Below are 22,432 nucleotides of genomic sequence, written 5' to 3' on the forward strand. Positions count from 1 at the left end.
GGTATTAGATGTTAAGTATTATTTTGACAGGGCATGGCGGGTTTGCCAGCGGCATGGAAAAAGCAATGAAGCAAATTCTCGGTGAGCAATCGCAGTTTATCGCCATCGATTTTCCGGAAACCTCAAGCACCGCGCTGCTTACATCGCAGCTTGAAGAGGCCATCGCCCAACTGGATTGTGAAGACGGCATTGTTTTTCTGACGGATTTGCTGGGCGGCACGCCGTTTCGCGTAGCTTCAACGCTGGCGATGCAAAAACCGGGCTGTGAAGTGATCACCGGCACCAATTTGCAACTGCTACTGGAGATGGTGCTGGAGCGCGAAGGGTTAAGCGGTGAAGAATTCCGTGTACAGGCACTGGAGTGTGGACATCGTGGGCTGACCAGTCTGGTGGACGAGTTAGGCCGCTGCCATGAAGAATGTCCGGTCGAGGAAGGGATATGACACACGTTCTGCGCGCCAGAAGGCTGCTGACTGAAGAGGGATGGCTCGATGACCATCAGTTGCGTATTGCTGACGGTGTCATCGCAGCAATCGAACCGATTCCAGTGGGCGTGACTGAACGCGATGCGGAACTGCTCTGCCCCGCTTACATCGACACCCATGTACACGGTGGTGCGGGCGTTGATGTAATGGATGACGCGCCGGATGTGCTCGACAAGCTGGCAATGCACAAGGCACGCGAAGGTGTCGGCAGTTGGTTACCGACTACCGTAACCGCGCCGCTTAATACCATTCATGCGGCGCTGAAACGTATTGCGCAACGTTGCCAACGCGGCGGACCTGGTGCGCAAGTGCTGGGGAGTTATCTCGAAGGACCGTACTTCACGCCGCAGAATAAAGGCGCGCATCCGCCGGAGTTGTTTCGCGAGCTTGAAATTGCCGAGCTGGATCAATTGATTGCCGTTTCTCAGCACACCTTACGCGTGGTAGCGCTGGCACCGGAAAAAGAGGGGGCATTGCAGGCCATCCGCCATCTTAAACAGCAAAATGTACGAGTGATGCTGGGGCATAGCGCGGCGACCTGGCAACAAACTCGCGCCGCGTTTGATGCTGGTGCCGACGGCCTGGTGCATTGCTATAACGGGATGACAGGTTTACATCACCGCGAACCGGGAATGGTTGGCTCGGGATTAACGGACAAGCGCGCCTGGCTGGAACTGATAGCCGATGGTCATCATGTGCATCCGGCGGCGATGTCGCTGTGTTGTTGCTGTGCAAAAGAGAGAATCGTGCTGATCACCGACGCGATGCAGGCAGCCGGGATGCCGGATGGTCGCTATACGTTATGTGGCGAAGAAGTGCAGATGCACGGTGGCGTTGTCCGTACCGCGTCCGGTGGGCTGGCGGGCAGTACGCTGTCTGTTGATGCGGCAGTGCGCAACATGGTCGAGTTGACGGGCGTAACGCCTGCGGAAGCCATTCATATGGCATCGCTGCATCCGGCGCGAATGCTGGGTGTTGATGGTGTTCTGGGATCGCTTAAACCGGGCAAACGCGCCAGCATCGTTGCGCTGGATAGCGGGCTGCATGTGCAACAAATCTGGATTCAGAGTCAATTAGCTTCGTTTTGATAGTTTGCTCCTTTATTGGGCCTTCACTTCCCCCGTAAGGCCTTTCTTTTTCTTTCGTTTTGATCTGTGCAGCGGTGTCGGATGCGACGCTAACGCGTCTTATGCGACCTACGGTACGCCGCATCCAGCAATCGGTGAACATAGCGACGTCATTACGCAATTCTTTAATCTTCCCTTGTCTTTTCTTTCAATGATCACAGATTTCGTTTTATTTCCTTTTTCTCCATTGAACTTTCGATTTCTTTTCTATAGATTTTAATCAACGAAAGACATCACCAAGTGAAATGAAACGAAAGGCAAGTGAAAGCGACAACGCCCGACGTCAAGTTCATCAGACTAAGGATTGAGTTATGCCAAAAAATTACACCCCTGCTGCCGCCGCAACCGGTACATGGACTGAAGAAGAGATCCGCCATCAGCCTCGCGCATGGATCCGTTCACTCACCAACATCGACGCGCTACGTTCCGCGCTCAATAACTTCCTTGAACCGTTACTGCGCAAAGAGAATCTGCGGATCATCCTGACCGGAGCCGGAACCTCGGCATTTATCGGTGACATCATCGCGCCGTGGCTCGCCAGCCATACCGGTAAAAACTTCAGCGCCGTACCGACCACCGATCTGGTCACTAATCCGATGGACTACCTGAACCCAGCCCATCCGCTGCTGTTGATCTCCTTCGGTCGATCCGGCAACAGCCCGGAAAGCGTCGCAGCCGTGGAACTGGCAAATCAATTTGTACCGGAATGCTATCACCTGCCGATCACCTGCAACGAAGCGGGCGCTCTTTACCAAAACGCGATCAACAGCGATAACGCGTTTGCCCTGCTGATGCCCGCAGAAACGCACGATCGCGGCTTTGCGATGACCAGCAGCATTACCACCATGATGGCCAGCTGCCTCGCGGTTTTCGCACCTGAGACGATCAACAGCCAAACCTTCCGCGACGTGGCGGATCGTTGCCAGGCGATCCTGACCTCACTGGGCGATTTCAGCGAAGGTGTGTTTGGTTACGCACCGTGGAAACGGATCGTTTATCTCGGTAGCGGTGGCTTACAGGGCGCAGCACGCGAGTCGGCGCTGAAAGTGCTGGAACTGACGGCGGGTAAACTGGCGGCCTTTTATGATTCTCCAACCGGATTCCGTCATGGACCAAAATCGCTGGTCGATGACGAAACGCTGGTGGTGGTATTTGTCTCCAGCCACCCTTACACCCGTCAGTATGATCTTGATCTGCTGGCTGAACTTCGCCGTGACAACCAGGCAATGCGTGTAATCGCCATCGCCGCGGAAAGCAGCGACATCGTCGCTGCCGGTCCACATATCATCCTGCCACCGTCACGTCACTTTATCGACGTTGAGCAGGCATTTTGCTTCCTGATGTACGCCCAGACGTTTGCACTGATGCAGTCGCTGCACATGGGCAATACGCCGGATACCCCATCAGCCAGTGGCACCGTTAACCGCGTGGTGCAAGGCGTAATCATTCATCCGTGGCAGGCATAAGAGGATCGCATTATGAGCATTATCTCCACTAAATATCTGTTACAGGACGCCCAGGCCAATGGCTACGCGGTGCCTGCTTTTAACATTCATAACGCCGAGACGATCCAAGCGATCCTCGAAGTGTGCAGTGAAATGCGATCGCCGGTGATCCTCGCCGGAACGCCGGGGACCTTTAAACACATCGCGCTGGAAGAGATCTACGCCCTGTGTAGCGCCTATTCCACAACCTACAACATGCCACTGGCGCTGCATCTCGACCACCACGAATCGCTGGATGATATTCGCCGTAAAGTCCACGCAGGTGTGCGCAGTGCGATGATCGACGGCAGCCACTTCCCGTTTGCCGAGAACGTGAAGCTGGTGAAATCGGTTGTTGACTTCTGCCACTCACAAGATTGCAGCGTGGAAGCAGAACTGGGCCGCCTGGGCGGTGTTGAAGATGACATGAGCGTTGACGCCGAAAGTGCATTCCTGACCGATCCACAAGAAGCTAAACGCTTTGTCGAACTGACTGGCGTCGACAGCCTGGCGGTAGCGATTGGTACGGCGCACGGCTTATACAGCAAAACGCCGAAGATTGATTTCCAGCGGCTGGCGGAAATTCGTGAAGTGGTGGATGTTCCTCTGGTGCTGCATGGTGCCAGCGATGTTCCGGATGAATTTGTCCGTCGCACTATTGAACTTGGCGTCACAAAAGTGAACGTTGCCACAGAATTAAAAATAGCCTTCGCTGGCGCGGTTAAAGCCTGGTTTGCGGAAAATCCGCAGGGTAATGATCCTCGTTATTATATGCGCGTCGGAATGGATGCGATGAAAGAAGTTGTCAGAAATAAAATTAATGTCTGTGGTTCAGCGAATCGAATTTCAGCATAATCATTAGTTTTTTATGATTTATCCCAATGTACTTCCCGATTAATATCGGGGAGTGCCTTAATGGAAAAGGAGATAACTAAACCTTAATAAATACATCAGTACAATATCGCAACAATAATATATTTAAAAAAATTATATTATTCAACTTTATGGTGAGGATTACACAATGAGCAGTCCAAATATTCTCTTAACCCGTATTGATAACCGTCTGGTTCATGGCCAGGTTGGCGTGACCTGGACATCCACCATCGGTGCAAATCTGCTGGTAGTCGTGGATGATGTTGTCGCTAACGATGATATTCAACAGAAATTAATGGGTATTACCGCGGAAACCTACGGCTTTGGCATTCGTTTCTTTACTATCGAAAAAACCATTAACGTCATCGGCAAAGCTGCACCGCATCAGAAGATCTTCCTGATTTGCCGTACGCCACAAACGGTACGTAAATTGGTAGAAGGTGGCATTGACCTGAAAGATGTCAACGTCGGCAATATGCATTTCTCGGAAGGGAAAAAGCAAATCAGCAGTAAAGTTTATGTCGATGACCAGGATCTCGCGGACTTACGTTTTATTAAACAACGTGGCGTGAATGTTTTCATTCATGACGTCCCTGGCGATCAAAAAGAACAAATCCCTGACTAAATCTAAAATCGCCTTAATATTGGTTTGAGGTAATAAAAATGCATGAAATAACCCTACTTCAGGGATTATCCCTGGCGGCGTTAGTTTTTGTTCTGGGGATTGATTTTTGGCTGGAAGCCTTATTTTTATTCCGCCCGATAATCGTTTGTACCCTAACTGGCGCTATTCTCGGTGATATTCAGACTGGCTTAATTACCGGTGGTCTGACAGAGTTGGCTTTCGCCGGATTAACCCCTGCAGGTGGTGTTCAGCCGCCCAACCCGATTATGGCGGGTCTGATGACCACCGTCATTGCATGGTCTACGGGCGTTGATGCCAAAACAGCAATTGGTCTTGGCCTGCCGTTTAGTTTGTTAATGCAGTACGTCATTCTGTTCTTCTATTCCGCTTTCTCATTATTTATGACCAAAGCCGATAAATGCGCGAAAGAGGCGGATACGGCAGCGTTTTCCCGGCTTAACTGGACAACGATGCTCATCGTCGCTTCAGCGTATGCGGTGATTGCTTTCCTCTGTACTTACCTGGCACAGGGGGCGATGCAGGCGCTGGTGAAAGCGATGCCCGCCTGGCTGACCCACGGCTTTGAAGTGGCAGGCGGTATTCTGCCTGCCGTTGGTTTTGGCTTGCTGCTGCGCGTAATGTTCAAAGCGCAATATATCCCTTACCTGATCGCTGGTTTCCTGTTTGTTTGCTACATCCAGGTCAGCAACCTGTTGCCGGTTGCCGTACTGGGCGCAGGCTTTGCGGTGTATGAGTTTTTCAATGCGAAATCCCGGCAGCAAGCGCAACCGCAGCCCGTTGCCAGTAAAAATGAAGAAGAGGACTACAGCAATGGGATCTGAAATCAGTAAAAAAGATATCACCCGTCTGGGCTTTCGTTCGTCGCTGCTGCAAGCGAGCTTTAACTACGAAAGGATGCAGGCGGGCGGTTTTACTTGGGCGATGTTGCCGATCCTGAAAAAGATTTATAAGGACGACAAACCGGGCTTAAGCGCGGCGATGAAAGATAACCTCGAATTTATTAATACCCACCCGAATCTGGTCGGATTCCTGATGGGGTTATTAATTTCGATGGAAGAAAAAGGAGAAAACCGCGACACCATTAAAGGCCTCAAAGTGGCACTGTTTGGCCCAATCGCCGGGATTGGCGATGCGATTTTCTGGTTTACTTTGTTGCCGATTATGGCGGGAATTTGCTCATCATTTGCCAGCCAGGGAAACCTGCTGGGGCCGATTCTATTTTTCGCCGTTTACCTGCTTATCTTTTTCCTGCGCGTCGGCTGGACCCACGTCGGTTATTCAGTCGGCGTGAAGGCGATCGATAAAGTGCGAGAGAACTCGCAGATGATTGCCCGTTCGGCAACCATCCTCGGGATCACGGTAATCGGCGGGCTGATCGCTTCGTATGTGCATATTAACGTGGTGACATCGTTTGCCATCGACAGTACCCACAGCGTCGCGCTGCAGCAGGATTTCTTCGATAAAGTCTTCCCGAACATTTTACCGATGGCCTACACCCTGCTGATGTATTACTTCCTGCGGGTGAAAAAAGCGCATCCGGTGCTGTTAATCGGCGTGACTTTTGTGCTCTCTATTGTTTGTTCCGCATTCGGCATTTTGTAAATGGAACGAGGCACTGCGTCTGGTGGTGCCTCTTTACTTAAGGAATTTCATCCTGTGCAAACCCTTCAGCAAGTTGAAAACTATACGGCGTTAAGTGAACGTGCCAGCGAATATTTATTGGCCGTGATCCGTAGCAAACCGGATGCCGTGATTTGCCTGGCGACCGGAGCCACGCCATTACTGACGTATCATTATCTGGTAGAAAAAATCCACCAGCAGCAGGTTGATGTCAGCCAGCTCACCTTCGTGAAGCTCGACGAATGGGTGGATCTGCCATTAACGATGCCTAGTACCTGCGAAACTTTCCTGCAACAGCATATCGTGCAGCCGCTGGGGCTACGTGAAGACCAGCTCATCAGCTTTCGCTCCGAAGAGATAAATGAGACAGAGTGCGAACGGGTAACGAACCTGATTGCGCGCAAAGGCGGTCTGGATTTATGCGTTCTCGGATTGGGGAAAAACGGTCATCTTGGGCTGAACGAACCGGGAGAAAGCCTGCAACCGGCCTGCCATATCAGTCAACTTGATGCCAGAACACAGCAACATGAGATGTTAAAAACCGCGGGTCGCCCCGTGACTCGTGGGATCACCTTAGGCCTGAAGGATATTCTCAATGCCCGCGAAGTTTTGTTACTGGTGACTGGCGAAGGAAAGCAGGATGCGACAGATCGTTTTCTCACGGCTAAAGTCTCTACCGCTATCCCGGCTTCATTTTTATGGCTGCACAGTAACTTTATTTGTTTAATTAACACCTAACCAGATGAAAAATTTGCTCAAAATGTTTAAATTAACTTATGTAACAGTCACGCATTATATTAAATAACATTTGACTGGGTTGAACATAACGCCGATAGCAAAAGGAGTTATGTTCAACAATTTAATTTTAGATATACATATAACTTGTTCTATTAATAAATCACCTCGTATTCTGACTCGCCCCCTGGCGCAGCAAAGTCAGGCATTTATACTCTTTTGAATACATAGAAAATTGATATCAATATAATGAAAATATCAAATATTTGCATATAAATATAATCTTAAAGTTCAGTCTATTTAATGTTCAATGAAATATTTCTGCCTGTATAATCTTTAAAGATGTTGAACATATATTCACATTAAATATGATTATGTACTTGTTACAAGGATAAGGTTATATATGAATAAAGGTACAAAAATAGCCATTGCGGGCTTACTTGCGCTTTTCGCAGGTAATGCCGCTGCAACAGATGGTGAAATAGTTTTTGATGGCGAGATTTTAAAATCCGCTTGTGAAATCAATGACTCTGATAAGAAAATTGAAGTTGCTCTTGGTCACTATAATGCCGAACAGTTTCGTTCTGTTGGCGATCGTAGCCCAAAAATTCCATTCACTATTCCTTTAGTTAACTGCCCAATGACTGGGTGGGAGCACGATAACGGCAACGTTGAAGCGTCTTTCCGTCTATGGCTAGAAACGCGGGATAATGGTACCGTTCCTAACTTCCCTAATCTGGCAAAAGTAGGCTCTTTTGCTGGCATAGCGGCAACAGGTGTGGGTATCCGTATTGACGATGCGGAAAGCGGAAACATTATGCCACTGAATGCTATGGGCAATGATAACACGGTTTATCAGATCCCGGCGGACTCCAATGGTATTGTCAATGTTGACCTCATCGCTTACTACGTATCAACCGTTGAAGCATCAGAAATCACCCCAGGGGAAGCAGACGCTGTCGTTAACGTAACGCTGGATTACCGTTAATACGTTACGGCGTTATCTGACCTGTCAGATAACGCCCTTTTCCTTCCTCTTTCTCGTTGTATCAGGTTGAAAAATAACTATGTCAAAACGAACATTCGCGGTGATATTAACCTTGTTGTGTAGCTTCTGTATTGGCCAGGCGCTTGCAGGAGGAATCGTTTTACAGCGAACGCGAGTGATCTATGATGCCAGCCGCAAAGAGGCTGCGTTACCTGTCGCAAACAAAGGCGCAGAAACGCCTTATTTACTGCAATCATGGGTAGATAATATAGATGGTAAAAGCCGTGCCCCATTTATTATAACCCCACCGCTATTTCGTCTTGAGGCTGGCGATGACTCATCACTGCGAATTATTAAAACAGCTGATAACCTGCCTGAAAATAAAGAGTCGCTGTTCTACATTAATGTTCGTGCCATTCCAGCAAAGAAAAAATCAGATGATGTTAATGCTAACGAGTTGACGCTGGTATTTAAAACACGGATCAAAATGTTTTATCGCCCCGCACACCTGAAGGGACGGGTAAACGATGCGTGGAAATCACTGGAATTTAAACGTAGTGATCATTCACTCAATATATATAACCCAACTGAATATTACGTCGTATTTGCCGGATTGGCAGTCGATAAAATCGATCTCACAAGCAAAATTGAATATATCGCGCCCGGAGAACATAAACAGTTACCACTTCCTGCATCTGGCGGAAAGAACGTGAAATGGGCTGCGATCAATGATTATGGCGGCAGTTCCGGGACAGAAACTCGTCCACTGCAATAACAAATATAAAAAACACAGGTCATCAGGGAATGCCACAACGACACCACCAGGGACATAAACGCACACCGAAACAGTTGGCGCTCATTATCAAACGCTGTTTGCCGATGGTGCTCACTGGCAGCGGCATGCTTTGCACTACCGCTAACGCCGAAGAGTATTATTTCGACCCCATTATGCTGGAAACCACAAAAAGTGGTATGCAAACAACCGATCTGTCACGATTTTCAAAGAAATACGCACAACTACCAGGAACTTATCAGGTTGATATCTGGCTGAATAAAAAGAAGGTTTCACAGAAAAAAATTACATTTACCGCCAATGCAGAGCAACTTCTGCAGCCACAGTTTACGGTAGAACAACTACGTGAGCTGGGTATTAAGGTGGATGAAATCCCGGCGCTGGCTGAAAAAGATGACGATAGCGTGATCAACTCGCTTGAACAAATCATTCCCGGTACAGCTGCTGAATTTGATTTCAATCATCAGCGACTTAATTTGAGCATTCCCCAAATTGCACTGTACCGTGATGCAAGAGGTTACGTCTCCCCTTCTCGTTGGGACGATGGTATACCAACGCTGTTTACCAACTACTCGTTTACAGGTTCTGATAACCGTTACCGCCAGGGCAATCGTAGCCAACGACAGTACCTGAATATGCAAAATGGTGCTAATTTTGGCCCCTGGCGATTACGCAACTATTCCACATGGACACGCAACGATCAGACATCAAGCTGGAATACCATCAGTAGTTATTTACAACGTGATATCAAGGCATTGAAGTCTCAGTTGCTTCTGGGAGAAAGCGCCACCAGCGGCAGTATTTTTTCCAGCTACACCTTTACTGGCGTTCAACTCGCTTCCGACGATAATATGCTGCCAAACAGCCAGCGCGGATTTGCCCCAACGGTACGCGGTATCGCAAACAGTAGTGCAATCGTGACTATCAGGCAAAATGGTTATGTGATCTATCAAAGCAACGTGCCAGCGGGTGCCTTTGAAATTAACGATCTCTACCCCTCTTCCAACAGCGGCGATTTAGAAGTCACGATTGAAGAAAGTGACGGTACGCAACGTCGCTTTATCCAGCCTTATTCTTCATTACCCATGATGCAGCGACCTGGGCATCTAAAGTATAGCGCGACCGCTGGACGCTATCGCGCTGATGCAAACAGTGATAGCAAGGAACCCGAATTTGCTGAAGCCACGGCAATATATGGTTTGAATAATACTTTTACGCTGTATGGCGGCCTGCTCGGTTCTGAAGATTATTATGCGCTGGGGATCGGTATCGGCGGCACACTTGGCGCACTGGGCGCGTTGTCGATGGATATCAACAGAGCTGACACCCAATTCGATAACCAGCACTCTTTTCATGGCTATCAATGGCGTACGCAGTACATCAAAGATATCCCGGAAACCAACACCAATATCGCTGTCAGCTACTATCGCTATACCAACGATGGCTATTTTAGTTTTGATGAAGCCAATACCCGTAATTGGAACTATAACAGTCGCCAAAAAAGTGAAATTCAATTCAACATCAGCCAGACAATATTTGATGGGGTAAGTCTGTATGCCTCCGGTTCGCAGCAAGACTATTGGGGCAATAACGATAAAAACAGGAATATCTCTGTTGGGGTTTCCGGCCAGCAATGGGGAGTTGGTTACAGCCTGAATTATCAATACAGCCGCTACACTGATCAAAATAATGACCGCGCACTCTCTTTGAATCTCAGTATTCCGTTAGAACGCTGGTTACCGCGTAGCCGGGTTTCCTATCAGATGACCAGCCAGAAAGATCGCCCAACCCAACATGAAATGCGTCTTGATGGCTCACTGCTGGATGATGGTCGCCTGAGCTATAGCCTGGAACAAAGTCTGGATGACGATAACAACCATAACAGTAGCCTGAACGCCAGTTACCGTTCACCTTATGGAACCTTCAGTGCCGGATACAGCTACGGTAATGACAGCAGCCAATACAATTACGGCGTTACCGGCGGCGTGGTTATCCATCCTCATGGCGTGACGCTCTCGCAATATCTGGGCAACGCTTTTGCGCTTATCGATGCTAATGGGGCTTCTGGCGTGAGGATACAAAACTATCCGGGGATTGCTACCGATCCCTTTGGCTATGCAGTGGTTCCTTATCTCACGACTTACCAGGAAAACCGTCTCTCGGTAGATACTACGCAGCTGCCCGATAACGTCGATCTTGAGCAAACAACACAGTTTGTGGTGCCCAACAGAGGTGCAATGGTAGCGGCGCGTTTCAACGCCAATATCGGTTATCGCGTACTTGTTACAGTCAGCGATCGCAACGGTAAACCGTTGCCCTTTGGCGCTCTTGCCAGCAACGATGAGACGGGGCAACAAAGTATCGTCGATGAGGGCGGCATACTATATCTCTCTGGGATATCGAGTAAATCACAAAGCTGGACTGTACGCTGGGGAAATCAGGCAGATCAACAATGTCAGTTTGCTTTTAGTACACCGGATTCAGAACCCACAACCTCTGTATTACAAGGCACGGCGCAGTGCCATTAAGGATAAAAAAATGAAAAGAGCGCCTCTTATAACAGGACTTTTGTTGATATCCACATCCTGCGCTTATGCCTCCTCAGGAGGGTGTGGAGCCGATAGCACTAGCGGTGCGACAAATTACAGCAGTGTGGTTGATGATGTTACGGTGAACCAGACAGATAACGTGACAGGACGGGAGTTTACCTCTGCAACGCTAAGTAGCACTAACTGGCAATACGCCTGTTCCTGCTCTGCGGGTAAGGCAGTTAAACTTGTCTATATGGTCAGCCCCGTACTTACCACCACTGGACATCAGACAGGATATTACAAACTCAATGACAGCCTGGATATTAAAACCACATTACAGGCAAACGACATTCCAGGACTCACAACCGACCAGGTTGTCTCTGTTAACACCCGATTCACACAGATAAAAAACAACACGGTATATTCTGCTGCAACCCAAACGGGTGTTTGCCAGGGTGATACGTCTCGTTATGGACCCGTTAATATTGGTGCGAACACCACCTTTACCCTGTATGTCACCAAGCCATTTCTCGGCTCGATGACCATTCCGAAAACGGATATTGCCGTCATTAAAGGCGCGTGGGTCGATGGAATGGGAAGCCCGTCTACAGGTGACTTCCATGATTTAGTCAAGTTATCGATTCAGGGAAATCTCACCGCCCCACAGTCGTGCAAAATTAATCAGGGCGATGTTATTAAGGTTAATTTTGGATTCATCAATGGTCAGAAGTTTACCACCCGCAATGCCATGCCAGACGGTTTTACTCCAGTAGACTTTGATATCACTTATGACTGTGGTGATACTTCAAAGATTAAAAACTCGTTGCAAATGCGCATCGACGGTACAACTGGGGTAGTAGACCAGTACAACCTGGTCGCCAGGCGAAGAAGTTCAGACAATGTGCCCGATGTCGGTATTCGTATTGAAAATCTCGGCGGCGGAGTTGCAAATATTCCTTTTCAGAACGGTATCCTTCCCGTTGATCCTTCCGGGCATGGCACCGTCAATATGCGCGCCTGGCCAGTTAATCTGGTCGGTGGTGAGCTGGAAACAGGAAAATTTCAGGGCACAGCCACCATTACCGTCATCGTGCGGTAAAAGAAGACGTTGCGTTTTGATTAACGCAACGCTTCGGCACTGTTACCCCTGCTGCTCCAGCGCATACTTATACAGCGCATTTTTCTTCACGCCGTGAATTTCTGCGGCCAGCGCCGCCGCTTTTTTCAGCGGCAGTTCTGCCTGTAGCAGCGCCAGCGTGCGCAGGGCATCGGCGGGTAAGTCTTCTTCCTGTGCTTTATGACCTTCGACAATCAGCACCATTTCGCCTTTGCGACGGTTTTCATCTTCCTTTACCCACGCCAGCAGCTCGCCAACGGGCGCGCCGTGAATGGTTTCCCAGGTTTTGGTCAGCTCACGCGCCAGAACCACGTAGCGGGATTCGCCTAATACCGCAACGATATCTTCCAGGCTATCTAACAGACGGTGGGTAGATTCATAAAAAATCAGCGTGCGCGGCTCCGCTTCAATGGCTTTTAGCGCATCACGGCGGCCTTTTGATTTGGCAGGTAAAAAGCCTTCGTAACAGAAACGGTCAGAGGGTAAACCCGCTGCGCTTAACGCAGTGATAGCAGCACACGGCCCGGGTAGCGGCACCACGCGGATCCCCGATTCACGGCAGGTACGCACCAGATGGTAGCCAGGATCGTTAATTAGCGGCGTTCCGGCATCGGAAACCAGCGCAATGTTTTGCCCCTCTTGCAGCTTCGCCAGCAGCGTTTCAGCTTTTTGTTGTTCGTTATGGTCGTGCAGCGCAAACAACCGGGCATTAATCCCAAAATGTTGCAGCAATAAACCGGTGTGACGAGTATCCTCGGCGGCAATCAGATCAACGGCCTGTAATACCTCTAACGCACGCTGGGTGATATCCGCCAGATTGCCGATTGGCGTCGGTACAATGTAAAGCTGGCCCTGAGAATTATCCGCCGATTGGTGTTGTTTCATTGTGTCGTCCGTATTGCCGATTTAATATTGAGCATTGCGTAAAAAAAATATCACTGGATACATTATGGTACCCTCAACATTTTCTCGTTTGAAAGCCGCGCGTTGTCTGCCTGTTGTTCTGGCAGCCCTGATTTTCGCCGGTTGTGGCACCCATACTCCCGATCAGTCCACTGCTTATATGCAGGGTACGGCGCAGGCTGATTCTGCCTTTTATCTTCAGCAGATGCAGCAAAGCTCTGATGATACCAGGATCAACTGGCAATTACTCGCCATTCGTGCACTGGTGAAAGAAGGTAAAACCGGGCAGGCGGTGGAGTTGTTTAACCAACTACCGCAAGAACTGAACGATGCTCAGCGCCGCGAGAAAACACTGCTGGCGGTAGAGATTAAACTGGCGCAGAAAGATTTTGCTGGCGCGCAAAACTTGCTGGCGAAAATCACACCTGCCGATTTAGAACAAAACCAGCAAGCCCGTTACTGGCAGGCAAAAATCGATGCCAGCCAGGGGCGTCCTTCCATTGATTTACTGCGCGCGTTAATTGCTCAGGAACCGCTGCTCGGCGCGAAAGAAAAGCAGCAGAATATTGACGCCACCTGGCAGGCGCTCTCCTCCATGACTCAGGAACAGGCGAATACGCTGGTGATCAACGCCGACGAAAATATTCTGCAAGGCTGGCTGGATCTGCAGCGCGTCTGGTTTGATAACCGTAACGATCCCGACATGATGAAAGCCGGGATCGCCGACTGGCAGAAACGTTATCCGAACAACCCGGGCGCGAAAATGCTGCCAACGCAGTTGGTTAACGTAAAAGCGTTTAAACCAGCCTCGACCAACAAAATCGCCCTGCTGTTGCCACTGAATGGCCAGGCAGCGGTATTTGGTCGCACTATTCAGCAAGGCTTTGAAGCGGCGAAAAATATCGGCACTCAGCCAGTGGCAGCTCAGGTAGCTGCCGCACCTGCCGCAGACGTAGCTGAACAACCTCAGCCGCAAACCGTGGATGGCGTTGCCAGCCCGGCACAAGCCTCGGTTAGCGATCTGACCGGTGAACAGCCTGCAGCCCAGCCGGTGCCTGTAAGCGCCCCGGCGACAAGCACCGCAGCGGTAAGCGCACCCGCAAATCCATCCGCAGAGCTGAAAATCTACGATACCTCATCACAACCACTTAGCCAGATCTTAAGCCAGGTTCAGCAGGATGGCGCGAGTATTGTGGTCGGTCCGTTGCTGAAAAATAACGTTGAAGAGTTGCTGAAGAGCAACACTCCGCTGAACGTACTGGCACTGAACCAGCCGGAGAATATCGAAAATCGCGTCAATATTTGTTACTTCGCGCTTTCACCGGAAGACGAAGCGCGCGATGCAGCGCGTCATATTCGTGACCAGGGTAAACAAGCGCCGCTGGTGCTGATCCCACGCAGTTCATTGGGCGATCGCGTAGCCAATGCGTTTGCGCAAGAGTGGCAGAAACTGGGCGGCGGCACCGTTCTGCAACAAAAATTTGGTTCCACCAGCGAATTACGCGCGGGTGTTAACGGCGGTTCTGGTATTGCTTTAACGGGTAGCCCGATTACTCTCAGAGCGACAACCGACTCCGGCATGACGACCAACAATCCAACGCTGCAAACCACGCCAACCGATGACCAGTTCACCAATAATGGCGGTCGTGTCGATGCGGTGTACATTGTGGCAACGCCGGGTGAAATCGCTTTTATCAAACCGATGATCGCCATGCGTAACGGTAGCCAGAGCGGTGCAACGCTGTACGCCAGCTCCCGCAGTGCGCAAGGGACCGCTGGCCCGGATTTCCGACTGGAGATGGAAGGCTTGCAGTACAGCGAAATCCCGATGCTGGCAGGCGGTAATCTACCGTTAATGCAGCAGGCACTCAGCGCGGTGAATAACGATTATTCACTGGCTCGCATGTATGCGATGGGCGTCGATGCCTGGTCGCTGGCAAATCATTTCTCACAAATGCGCCAGGTTCAGGGTTTTGAAATCAACGGTAATACCGGAAGCCTGACGGCTAACCCGGATTGCGTGATTAACAGGAAGTTATCATGGCTACAGTACCAACAAGGTCAGGTAGTCCCCGTCAGTTAACCACCAAACAGACCGGCGATGCGTGGGAAGCACAAGCGCGTCGCTGGCTGGAAGGCAAAGGACTGCGGTTTATCGCCGCTAACGTGAACGAGCGTGGCGGCGAGATCGATCTGATAATGCGTGAAGGCCGGACCACCATTTTTGTCGAGGTACGCTATCGCCGCTCTGCGCTTTATGGCGGCGCGGCAGCCAGTGTGACCCGCAGCAAACAACACAAATTATTACAGACTGCCCGCTTGTGGCTCGCGCGTCATAATGGGAGTTTTGATACTGTGGATTGCCGGTTCGATGTGGTAGCCTTCACCGGGAATGAGGTTGAGTGGATTAAGGATGCCTTTAATGACCACTCATAATTAAGGTTTAAGGATTAGCGTGCAAGAAAGAATTAAAGCTTGCTTCACTGAAAGCATTCAAACTCAAATTGCGGCGGCAGAGGCGCTTCCGGATGCCATCTCCCGTGCAGCCATGACGCTGGTTCAGTCTCTGCTCAATGGCAACAAAATCCTCTGTTGTGGTAATGGAACTTCCGCTGCCAATGCACAGCATTTTGCTGCCAGCATGATCAACCGTTTCGAAACGGAGCGGCCCAGCTTACCTGCCATTGCACTAAATACTGATAATGTTGTCTTAACGGCGATTGCCAACGATCGCTTACATGATGAAGTGTATGCAAAACAGGTGCGGGCGCTGGGTCATGCGGGAGATGTATTGTTAGCCATTTCCACCCGTGGCAACAGCCGCGATATTGTAAAAGCGGTAGAAGCTGCCGTTACGCGTGATATGACCATTGTGGCATTGACCGGCTATGACGGCGGCGAACTTGCAGGTTTGTTAGGGCCACAAGATGTGGAGATCCGCATTCCTTCGCATCGTAGTGCTCGCATTCAGGAAATGCATATGCTGACGGTAAATTGCCTGTGCGATCTGATCGATAACACGCTTTTCCCTCACCAGGATGATTAAGGAGAATACATGAAGGCATTATCGCCAATCGCAGTCCTTATTTCCGCGCTGCTGTTGCAAGGTTGTGTTGCCGCTGCCGTAGTGGGTACCGCTGCTGTGGGTACCAAAGCCGCAACTGACCCACGCAGTGTCGGCACCCAGGTGGACGATGGTACCCTGGAAGTGCGCGTGAACAGCGCATTGTCGAAAGACGAACAGATTAAGAAAGAAGCGCGCATTAATGTAACGGCCTATCAGGGCAAAGTGCTGCTGGTTGGGCAGTCACCAAATGCTGAACTTTCGGCTCGCGCCAAACAGATTGCTATGGGCGTAGACGGTGCCAACGAAGTGTATAACGAGATTCGTCAGGGCCAGCCGATTGGTCTGGGCGAAGCATCTAACGATACGTGGATCACCACCAAAGTGCGTTCGCAGCTCTTAACCAGCGACCTGGTGAAATCGTCCAACGTGAAAGTGACCACCGAAAACGGTGAAGTGTTCCTGATGGGGCTGGTGACTGAACGTGAAGCGAAAGCGGCGGCAGATATTGCCAGCCGGGTGAGCGGCGTGAAGCGGGTAACTACGGCGTTTACGTTTATTAAATAGCAGCCCCTTGTAATGCCTGATGCGACGCTTGCCGCGTCTTATCAGGCCTACAACGATACAAACCGTAGGTCAGATAAGGCGTTTACGCCGCATCCGACATGTTTTCCCTCAAATCAGAACAACAGCGCCAGCCCGCCGACAATCACACCAGACACTGCCACCATCGCCCCCATCAGCCATAAGGCTTTCGCCGGGAACGCTTTGCGCAGCATAATCAGTGACGGCAAACTCACCGCCGGGAGCGTCATCAACAATGCCAGCGCCGGAGCGGTTCCCATACCTGCCAGCATCATCGTTTGTACAATCGGAATTTCTGCTGCCGTGGGAATGACAAACAAGCATCCTGCTATCGCCATCGCCACCACCCACATCAGGCTGTTATCGACAGCACCATCGGCATGGGGGAATAACCAGACGCGAGCGGCACCCAACACCAGTACTGCAAGGATGTAAACCGGGATCGTACTCCAGAAAAGCGTCCATAGCGCCCTGCCCCAGCGGCTAAAAAACCCGCCCTGTGCTTCCGGTATGTCAATTTCGACCGGTGCCTGCGTTTGCGGTGTTTCACGCACCCATTTTTGCACCAGCGTCGCAATCAGCAACACCATCACCAGCCCGGCCACCAGACGAATCGCCGCAAAACCCCAGCCGAGGACAAAGCCCATAAACACCAGCGTCGCCGGGTTTAACACCGGATTGCCCATCCAGAATGCCAGCGCACCGCCCATCGACACCTGTTGGCGACGCATTCCCGCCGCGACCGGAGCCGCACAGCAGGTACACATCATGCCCGGCAACGAAAACAGCGTTCCCAGCAGCGTGCCGCGAAAGCGCGATTGCCCAAGCGTACGCAACAACCAGTCACGCGGGATCAGCACCTGAATCAACGAACCGAGGATCACCCCCAGCACCGCCGCTTTCCATACCGCGAGGAAATAGATCATCGCGTAATCCAACGCCGCCTGCCATGGGTTAGCATCCGCCTGCGCAAGGATAGATTTACCGATACTGTGGGTTTCGGCAGCAGTAAACGCTTTGCCGTAGTAAGGTTCCCATTTCACATACCAGAGACCGGCAATGACAACGAGAAAGAAAAGCGCGGGTTTCCACCACTGAATGGGCGTTGCCGCCTGAGATGAAGACTGACCAGTCATAGCATTCCCCAGGAATAAGTTATGATAATTGAGCGCGTGAATATTACGCTCACTATCAATTCTTGGGAATAATTATTCAGCTCTTTTGCGTAATTCTGAAGAGCTTAAAATCGTCACGCCTTCATGCTCAGGCCGCATCGACTCTGCCAGCATGACCCGCGCCACGTCTCTCGCATCAATGGATTTCCAGTTACCTGGTAACAAACGGAACAGCGGCGCAAAAAGCGTTTCGTTCATCCGCTGTTTGCTACGATCGCCCAGTAACATCGACGGGCGAGCAATGGTCAATTTCGGCCAGTTCTGGGCGATTAATGCTTCTTCCATCTCCCCTTTGACGCGGTTATAGAAAAACGGCGAGTGGGCATTGGCACCCATCGCACTGACTACCAACATATGCTGCGCGCCCAGTCGCCGCCCGGTTAATGCGGTATCCACTACCAGCGTGTAATCGGCATGAATAAACGCCTCTTTGCTCCCCGCTTCTCGCCGCGTGGTGCCGAGACAACAAAACACAATGTCGATGGGATCGGTGACCTGCGCCAACGCGTCACTCAGTTGCGGATCATGGGGATTAAACACCCCGGGCATATCGCCCAACGGACGTCGCGTCGGCGCAGCAATGGCGTTAACTTTCGGTTCGTTAATCAACATCCTCAGCAGGTGACCGCCCACCAGCCCCGTTGCGCCTGTAATCAGTACCTGACTCATCTTCGCTCCTTTACAGAATTGTCTGCCTTGCGCTCCACGGCTCATGCACCAGGCTTAATAGACCATGAGGTAATTATCCCCGAATGTGGGAAATTCGCCTCATCCAATGCAACAACGCGGAGGAAGCATGAGTAAGAAAATTGCCGTTTTAATCACTGATGAATTTGAGGATTCAGAATTTACTTCACCCGCAGACGAGTTCCGTAAAGCCGGACACGAAGTGATTACCATTGAAAAACAAGCGGGTAAAACGGTGAAAGGCAAAAAAGGAGAAGCCAGCGTGACCATCGATAAATCCATCGATGAAGTGACGCCTGCGGAGTTTGATGCCCTGCTGCTACCGGGCGGCCATTCACCGGATTATCTGCGTGGGGACAACCGTTTTGTCACCTTTACCCGTGATTTTGTGAATAGTGGCAAACCGGTGTTTGCCATCTGTCACGGCCCGCAGTTGCTGATCAGCGCCGATGTGATTCGGGGGCGCAAACTGACCGCAGTTAAACCGATCATTATTGATGTTAAAAATGCGGGCGCGGAATTTTACGATCAGGAAGTCGTGGTTGATAAAGATCAGCTGGTTACCAGCCGGACACCGGACGATCTGCCAGCGTTTAACCGCGAGGCGTTACGCCTGCTCGGTGCCTGAGTCGCGTAGCCAAATCATTTTTTTACCAAAGCCCAGCGTGTTGTCGGTGAATTTGATTTCATCGAGCCGGATTTCCCACACCGGGGCCGACAGCATTCTGGCAACCGGAAAGCGACGATTGTACGCCTTGCGCGCGAGGTCGCTTTCCTCACCTTCCAGCCTGCGGATCTCACCTTTAAACTGCACACCGCGAATTAACGCTACCGTTTTCGGCTGACCGTTTACCGTTCCGGCAACTGCCGCCTGCGGCCCGCTCATCTGCGCGTGGCGCGTTTTTTCTTCCGTCAAAATGTAGAAGGCGACTTTCTGCGCATCAAAAAGATAAAAGGCATTAGCGCACCAGAGTTCCCCTTCCTGCTGCACACACCAGGTGACAACATGTTGTTTTGCCAGCCAACGGCTGATGGCGATGAGTGTTTCCATTGCTGTTCTCTTTTATACTGTGGGCCTGACCTTAACATGCGATGCAGACGATGACACCCTGGTTTCTTTACTTGATCCGTACCGCCGACAATAAGCTTTATACCGGGATCACCACGGATGTCGAACGCCGCTATCAGCAGCACCAAAGCGGCAAAGGGGCGAAAGCACTGCGCGGGAAAGGAGAACTGACGCTGGCGTTTTCTGCTCCAGTGGGCGATCGTTCGCTGGCGTTACGGGCGGAATATCGCGTTAAGCAACTGACCAAACGGCAAAAAGAGCGTCTGGTAGCGGAAGGCGCAGGGTTTGCAGAGCTGTTAAGCAGTCTGCAAACCCCGGAGATTAAAAGCGATTGAAATGCTCGTGATACTCAACCAGGCCGGTAACGCCATTCAGCGCGTCATCCGCTAAACGATGTACCTGGAAGGCGCTTTCAGTGCCCGGCCAGCGGCAACGCAGATCGTGATGCGCCGCCAGTTCAAAGCCGAAACGACTGTACAGCGCCGGATCGCCCAGCGTCACCACTGCGGCATAGCCGAACTCATTAAGCGAATCGAGTCCTTCATAGACCAGTTGGCGTGCCAGCCCCTGTCCACGGTATTTTTCATCAACCGCCAACGGTGCCATGCCGACCCATTGCAGGTCTTCGCCCTGCACATCAACCGGACTAAATGCCACATAGCCAATGACCTGACCTTCGTCATCTGTCGCCACCAGCCCCAGCGTCAGAAAGCCATCTTCACGCAGATCGTGAACCAGCTTCGCTTCCGCATCACTTTCGAATGAGCGACGCAGCAGGGCATCAATACCCGGCGCATCAATGGGAATTTCTACTCGAATTAGCATGGTTCACCTACCGATGTCTGTTTGGTTTCAGGCGCGGTTTTCATTCCCGCCTCAACAAAATCCGCCAGTTGCAGCAGCATCATGCGTAAGGCTTTCGGCATTTGCTCCAGTTCAATGGCGTCCATCAGGTTTTTCACATACAGCCCCAGCTCCGTATCGCCTTCAATCACCAGCCGACGCTGGAAGAAGAGCGTATCCGGATCCTGTTTACGCGCCGCAATCATCAGCAGATCGCTGGCGTCGGCACTAAAACTCACATCAGCTTGCGCGTTCTGGCTGACCACCAGTTTGCCATTCACCACCGAGGTAAACCATTGCAGGTCAATATCACGCACATGAATACTTAACCAGCGGCCTTCAAGAAACTCCAGCTCGCCATCATCCAGCGCCTGACGGAATTGCCAGCTTAAGACCTGCTCAAGAACCTGGCGTTTTAGCGCAAATGGCGTCAGTTTTACCGGTACACTCAACAGAGATGGCCCCAAATGCACAATACGGGAACGCAGTTTATCCAACACGAGTTTTACTCCCTGTTTCAACAATCATCCTATTTTGCCATATCAGAAAAATAACATAGCGGTATAAATCAACAATTCCATATGAAATTGCTGCTACCACCAATACAACTTTAACTGCCTTAAATCAAAAATTGTCGCAGCAAGGTTAACTAAAATCCCAGTTCGTTAACATTTTTGCGTTTTGATAGCGCAACCTTCAGGAAAAATTATGGAGCTGCTCTGCCCTGCCGGAAATCTCCCGGCGCTTAAGGCGGCCATCGAAAACGGCGCAGATGCTGTTTATATCGGGCTAAAAGATGATACCAATGCCCGTCACTTCGCCGGCCTTAACTTTACCGAGAAAAAATTGCAGGAAGCGGTGAGTTTTGTCCATCAACATCGCCGCAAACTTCACATCGCGATTAACACTTTTGCGCATCCGGACGGTTACGCCCGTTGGCAGCGCGCCGTGGATATGGCGGCGCAGCTGGGTGCCGACGCGCTGATCCTCGCCGACCTCGCCATGCTGGAGTACGCCGCCGAGCGTTACCCGCATATTGAGCGTCATGTGTCAGTGCAGGCTTCGGCGACCAATGAAGAGGCGATTAACTTTTATCATCGCCATTTTGACGTTGCCCGCGTGGTGCTGCCGCGCGTGTTGTCGATTCATCAGGTGAAACAGCTGGCACGGGTCACACCTGTACCACTGGAAGTCTTTGCTTTCGGCAGCCTGTGCATTATGTCGGAAGGTCGTTGCTATCTGTCGTCGTATCTGACGGGTGAGTCGCCCAACACCGTGGGCGCGTGTTCTCCGGCCCGTTTCGTGCGCTGGCAGCAAACGCCGCAGGGGCTGGAATCCCGCCTGAACGAAGTGCTGATCGACCGTTATCAGGACGGCGAAAACGCAGGTTATCCGACGCTGTGTAAAGGGCGTTATCTGGTGGACGGCGAGCGCTATCACGCGCTGGAAGAACCAACCAGTCTCAATACCCTGGAACTGCTGCCGGAGTTAATGGCGGCGAATATTGCTTCGGTGAAAATTGAAGGCCGCCAGCGTAGCCCGGCGTATGTCAGCCAGGTGGCGAAAGTCTGGCGTCAGGCTATCGACCGTTGTAAGGCCGATCCGCAAAACTTCATACCGCAAAGCGCGTGGATGGAGACGCTCGGGTCGATGTCCGAAGGCACGCAAACCACTCTTGGCGCATATCACCGTAAATGGCAGTGAGAA

At 51.0% G+C, this 22,432-nt stretch carries 25 protein-coding genes; 19 read left to right on the forward strand and 6 right to left on the reverse strand.

Features of this window, described 5'->3' with window-relative positions; translation table 11 throughout:
• Positions 1 to 8 precede the first annotated feature (8 nt).
• From agaF to RTW80_RS00505, 12 genes are all read left to right on the forward strand, one after another.
• Positions 9 to 443 carry a PTS galactosamine/N-acetylgalactosamine transporter subunit IIA gene (gene agaF, locus RTW80_RS00450; protein ID WP_000948824.1) on the forward strand — a complete coding sequence of 145 codons (435 nt, stop codon included), beginning with the start codon at positions 9 to 11 and terminating at the stop codon, positions 441 to 443.
• Positions 440 to 1,573, forward strand: a complete 1,134-nt coding sequence (gene nagA, locus RTW80_RS00455) for an N-acetylglucosamine-6-phosphate deacetylase (RefSeq protein ID WP_032247314.1) — start codon at positions 440 to 442, stop codon at positions 1,571 to 1,573. Before agaF ends, nagA begins: the two co-directional genes overlap by 4 nt.
• A 350-nt stretch (positions 1,574 to 1,923) precedes the next feature.
• Entirely contained in the window at positions 1,924 to 3,078 is a 1,155-nt protein-coding gene (locus RTW80_RS00460; protein WP_001125706.1) for an AgaS family sugar isomerase, read from the forward strand.
• Between the two features lie 12 nt (positions 3,079 to 3,090).
• Entirely contained in the window at positions 3,091 to 3,951 is an 861-nt protein-coding gene (gene kbaY, locus RTW80_RS00465; RefSeq protein ID WP_000022766.1) for a tagatose-bisphosphate aldolase subunit KbaY, read from the forward strand.
• A gap of 166 nt (positions 3,952 to 4,117) precedes the next feature.
• Positions 4,118 to 4,594 carry a PTS galactosamine transporter subunit IIB gene (agaB, locus tag RTW80_RS00470; protein ID WP_000098021.1) on the forward strand — a complete coding sequence of 159 codons (477 nt, stop codon included), beginning with the start codon at positions 4,118 to 4,120 and terminating at the stop codon, positions 4,592 to 4,594.
• A 38-nt stretch (positions 4,595 to 4,632) separates the two neighbouring features.
• Positions 4,633 to 5,436, forward strand: coding sequence for a PTS galactosamine transporter subunit IIC (gene agaC / locus RTW80_RS00475; protein ID WP_000544489.1), 804 nt, complete (start codon positions 4,633 to 4,635; stop codon positions 5,434 to 5,436).
• Positions 5,426 to 6,217: a PTS galactosamine transporter subunit IID gene (agaD, locus tag RTW80_RS00480; protein ID WP_000534351.1), complete on the forward strand. Its 792-nt coding sequence runs from the start codon at positions 5,426 to 5,428 to the stop codon at positions 6,215 to 6,217. Before agaC ends, agaD begins: the two co-directional genes overlap by 11 nt.
• Positions 6,218 to 6,973 carry a galactosamine-6-phosphate isomerase gene (locus RTW80_RS00485; protein ID WP_001338776.1) on the forward strand — a complete coding sequence of 252 codons (756 nt, stop codon included), beginning with the start codon at positions 6,218 to 6,220 and terminating at the stop codon, positions 6,971 to 6,973.
• A gap of 400 nt (positions 6,974 to 7,373) precedes the next feature.
• The gene (locus RTW80_RS00490) at positions 7,374 to 7,958 is read left to right on the forward strand and encodes a fimbrial protein (protein WP_001032614.1); all 585 of its coding nucleotides are present in this window, start codon (positions 7,374 to 7,376) and stop codon (positions 7,956 to 7,958) included.
• A gap of 79 nt (positions 7,959 to 8,037) precedes the next feature.
• Complete coding sequence (locus tag RTW80_RS00495; RefSeq protein ID WP_000044774.1) at positions 8,038 to 8,733, forward strand: molecular chaperone; 696 nt, start codon at positions 8,038 to 8,040, stop codon at positions 8,731 to 8,733.
• 29 nt (positions 8,734 to 8,762) lie between these two features.
• Positions 8,763 to 11,279: a fimbria/pilus outer membrane usher protein gene (locus tag RTW80_RS00500; protein WP_032264997.1), complete on the forward strand. Its 2,517-nt coding sequence runs from the start codon at positions 8,763 to 8,765 to the stop codon at positions 11,277 to 11,279.
• Between the two features lie 10 nt (positions 11,280 to 11,289).
• Positions 11,290 to 12,381, forward strand: coding sequence for a fimbrial protein (locus RTW80_RS00505; protein WP_000816992.1), 1,092 nt, complete (start codon positions 11,290 to 11,292; stop codon positions 12,379 to 12,381).
• A gap of 42 nt (positions 12,382 to 12,423) precedes the next feature.
• On the opposite strand, the gene rsmI is transcribed toward RTW80_RS00505, so the two are convergent.
• The gene (gene rsmI, locus RTW80_RS00510; protein WP_000809271.1) at positions 12,424 to 13,284 is read right to left on the reverse strand and encodes a 16S rRNA (cytidine(1402)-2'-O)-methyltransferase; all 861 of its coding nucleotides are present in this window, start codon (positions 13,282 to 13,284) and stop codon (positions 12,424 to 12,426) included.
• 64 nt (positions 13,285 to 13,348) lie between these two features.
• On the opposite strand from rsmI, the gene lpoA reads away from it, so the two are divergent.
• The 4 genes from lpoA to dolP are packed head-to-tail and all read left to right on the forward strand — an operon-like array spanning position 13,349 to position 16,933.
• The gene (gene lpoA / locus RTW80_RS00515; RefSeq protein WP_000249103.1) at positions 13,349 to 15,385 is read left to right on the forward strand and encodes a penicillin-binding protein activator LpoA; all 2,037 of its coding nucleotides are present in this window, start codon (positions 13,349 to 13,351) and stop codon (positions 15,383 to 15,385) included.
• A complete protein-coding gene (locus tag RTW80_RS00520; protein WP_000246830.1) occupies positions 15,343 to 15,738 on the forward strand; it encodes a YraN family protein in 396 nt (131 codons plus the stop codon). The genes lpoA and RTW80_RS00520 overlap by 43 nt, the downstream gene beginning before the upstream one ends.
• Before the next feature lie 19 nt (positions 15,739 to 15,757).
• The gene (gene diaA, locus RTW80_RS00525; protein ID WP_001158034.1) at positions 15,758 to 16,348 is read left to right on the forward strand and encodes a DnaA initiator-associating protein DiaA; all 591 of its coding nucleotides are present in this window, start codon (positions 15,758 to 15,760) and stop codon (positions 16,346 to 16,348) included.
• A gap of 9 nt (positions 16,349 to 16,357) precedes the next feature.
• Positions 16,358 to 16,933 carry a division/outer membrane stress-associated lipid-binding lipoprotein gene (dolP, locus tag RTW80_RS00530; RefSeq protein WP_000646033.1) on the forward strand — a complete coding sequence of 192 codons (576 nt, stop codon included), beginning with the start codon at positions 16,358 to 16,360 and terminating at the stop codon, positions 16,931 to 16,933.
• A gap of 113 nt (positions 16,934 to 17,046) precedes the next feature.
• Here the strand turns inward: dolP and RTW80_RS00535 are convergent, their stop codons facing one another.
• On the reverse strand, positions 17,047 to 18,087 hold the full coding sequence (locus RTW80_RS00535; protein WP_032247317.1) for a permease: 1,041 nt from the start codon (positions 18,085 to 18,087) through the stop codon (positions 17,047 to 17,049).
• A gap of 72 nt (positions 18,088 to 18,159) precedes the next feature.
• The gene (locus RTW80_RS00540; RefSeq protein ID WP_001300423.1) at positions 18,160 to 18,795 is read right to left on the reverse strand and encodes an NAD(P)H-binding protein; all 636 of its coding nucleotides are present in this window, start codon (positions 18,793 to 18,795) and stop codon (positions 18,160 to 18,162) included.
• 127 nt (positions 18,796 to 18,922) lie between these two features.
• Here RTW80_RS00540 and yhbO point away from each other — a divergent pair, with 127 nt between their 5' ends.
• Complete coding sequence (gene yhbO, locus RTW80_RS00545; protein ID WP_000037608.1) at positions 18,923 to 19,441, forward strand: protein/nucleic acid deglycase; 519 nt, start codon at positions 18,923 to 18,925, stop codon at positions 19,439 to 19,441.
• Here the strand turns inward: yhbO and RTW80_RS00550 are convergent.
• On the reverse strand, positions 19,421 to 19,864 hold the full coding sequence (locus RTW80_RS00550; protein ID WP_000449030.1) for a YhbP family protein: 444 nt from the start codon (positions 19,862 to 19,864) through the stop codon (positions 19,421 to 19,423). The genes yhbO and RTW80_RS00550 overlap by 21 nt on opposite strands.
• 50 nt (positions 19,865 to 19,914) lie before the next feature.
• On the opposite strand from RTW80_RS00550, the gene yhbQ reads away from it, so the two are divergent.
• Positions 19,915 to 20,217 (forward strand): DNA damage response exodeoxyribonuclease YhbQ, encoded by a 303-nt coding sequence (gene yhbQ / locus RTW80_RS00555; RefSeq protein ID WP_000189314.1) that lies wholly within the window; start codon positions 19,915 to 19,917, stop codon positions 20,215 to 20,217.
• Here yhbQ and RTW80_RS00560 read toward each other — a convergent pair.
• Together RTW80_RS00560 and RTW80_RS00565 are read right to left on the reverse strand one after the other, a co-directional pair.
• A complete protein-coding gene (locus RTW80_RS00560) occupies positions 20,204 to 20,707 on the reverse strand; it encodes a GNAT family N-acetyltransferase (RefSeq protein WP_000908554.1) in 504 nt (167 codons plus the stop codon). The genes yhbQ and RTW80_RS00560 overlap by 14 nt on opposite strands.
• A complete protein-coding gene (locus RTW80_RS00565; RefSeq protein ID WP_001295552.1) occupies positions 20,701 to 21,225 on the reverse strand; it encodes an SCP2 domain-containing protein in 525 nt (174 codons plus the stop codon). Before RTW80_RS00565 ends, RTW80_RS00560 begins: the two co-directional genes overlap by 7 nt.
• A 208-nt stretch (positions 21,226 to 21,433) precedes the next feature.
• Between RTW80_RS00565 and RTW80_RS00570 the strand changes: the two genes are divergently transcribed.
• A complete protein-coding gene (locus RTW80_RS00570; protein ID WP_001298771.1) occupies positions 21,434 to 22,429 on the forward strand; it encodes a peptidase U32 family protein in 996 nt (331 codons plus the stop codon).
• Positions 22,430 to 22,432: the final 3 nt, after the last annotated feature.

The organism is Escherichia sp. AM3 (assembly GCF_032029835.1).
Classification (GTDB): domain Bacteria; phylum Pseudomonadota; class Gammaproteobacteria; order Enterobacterales; family Enterobacteriaceae; genus Escherichia; species Escherichia coli.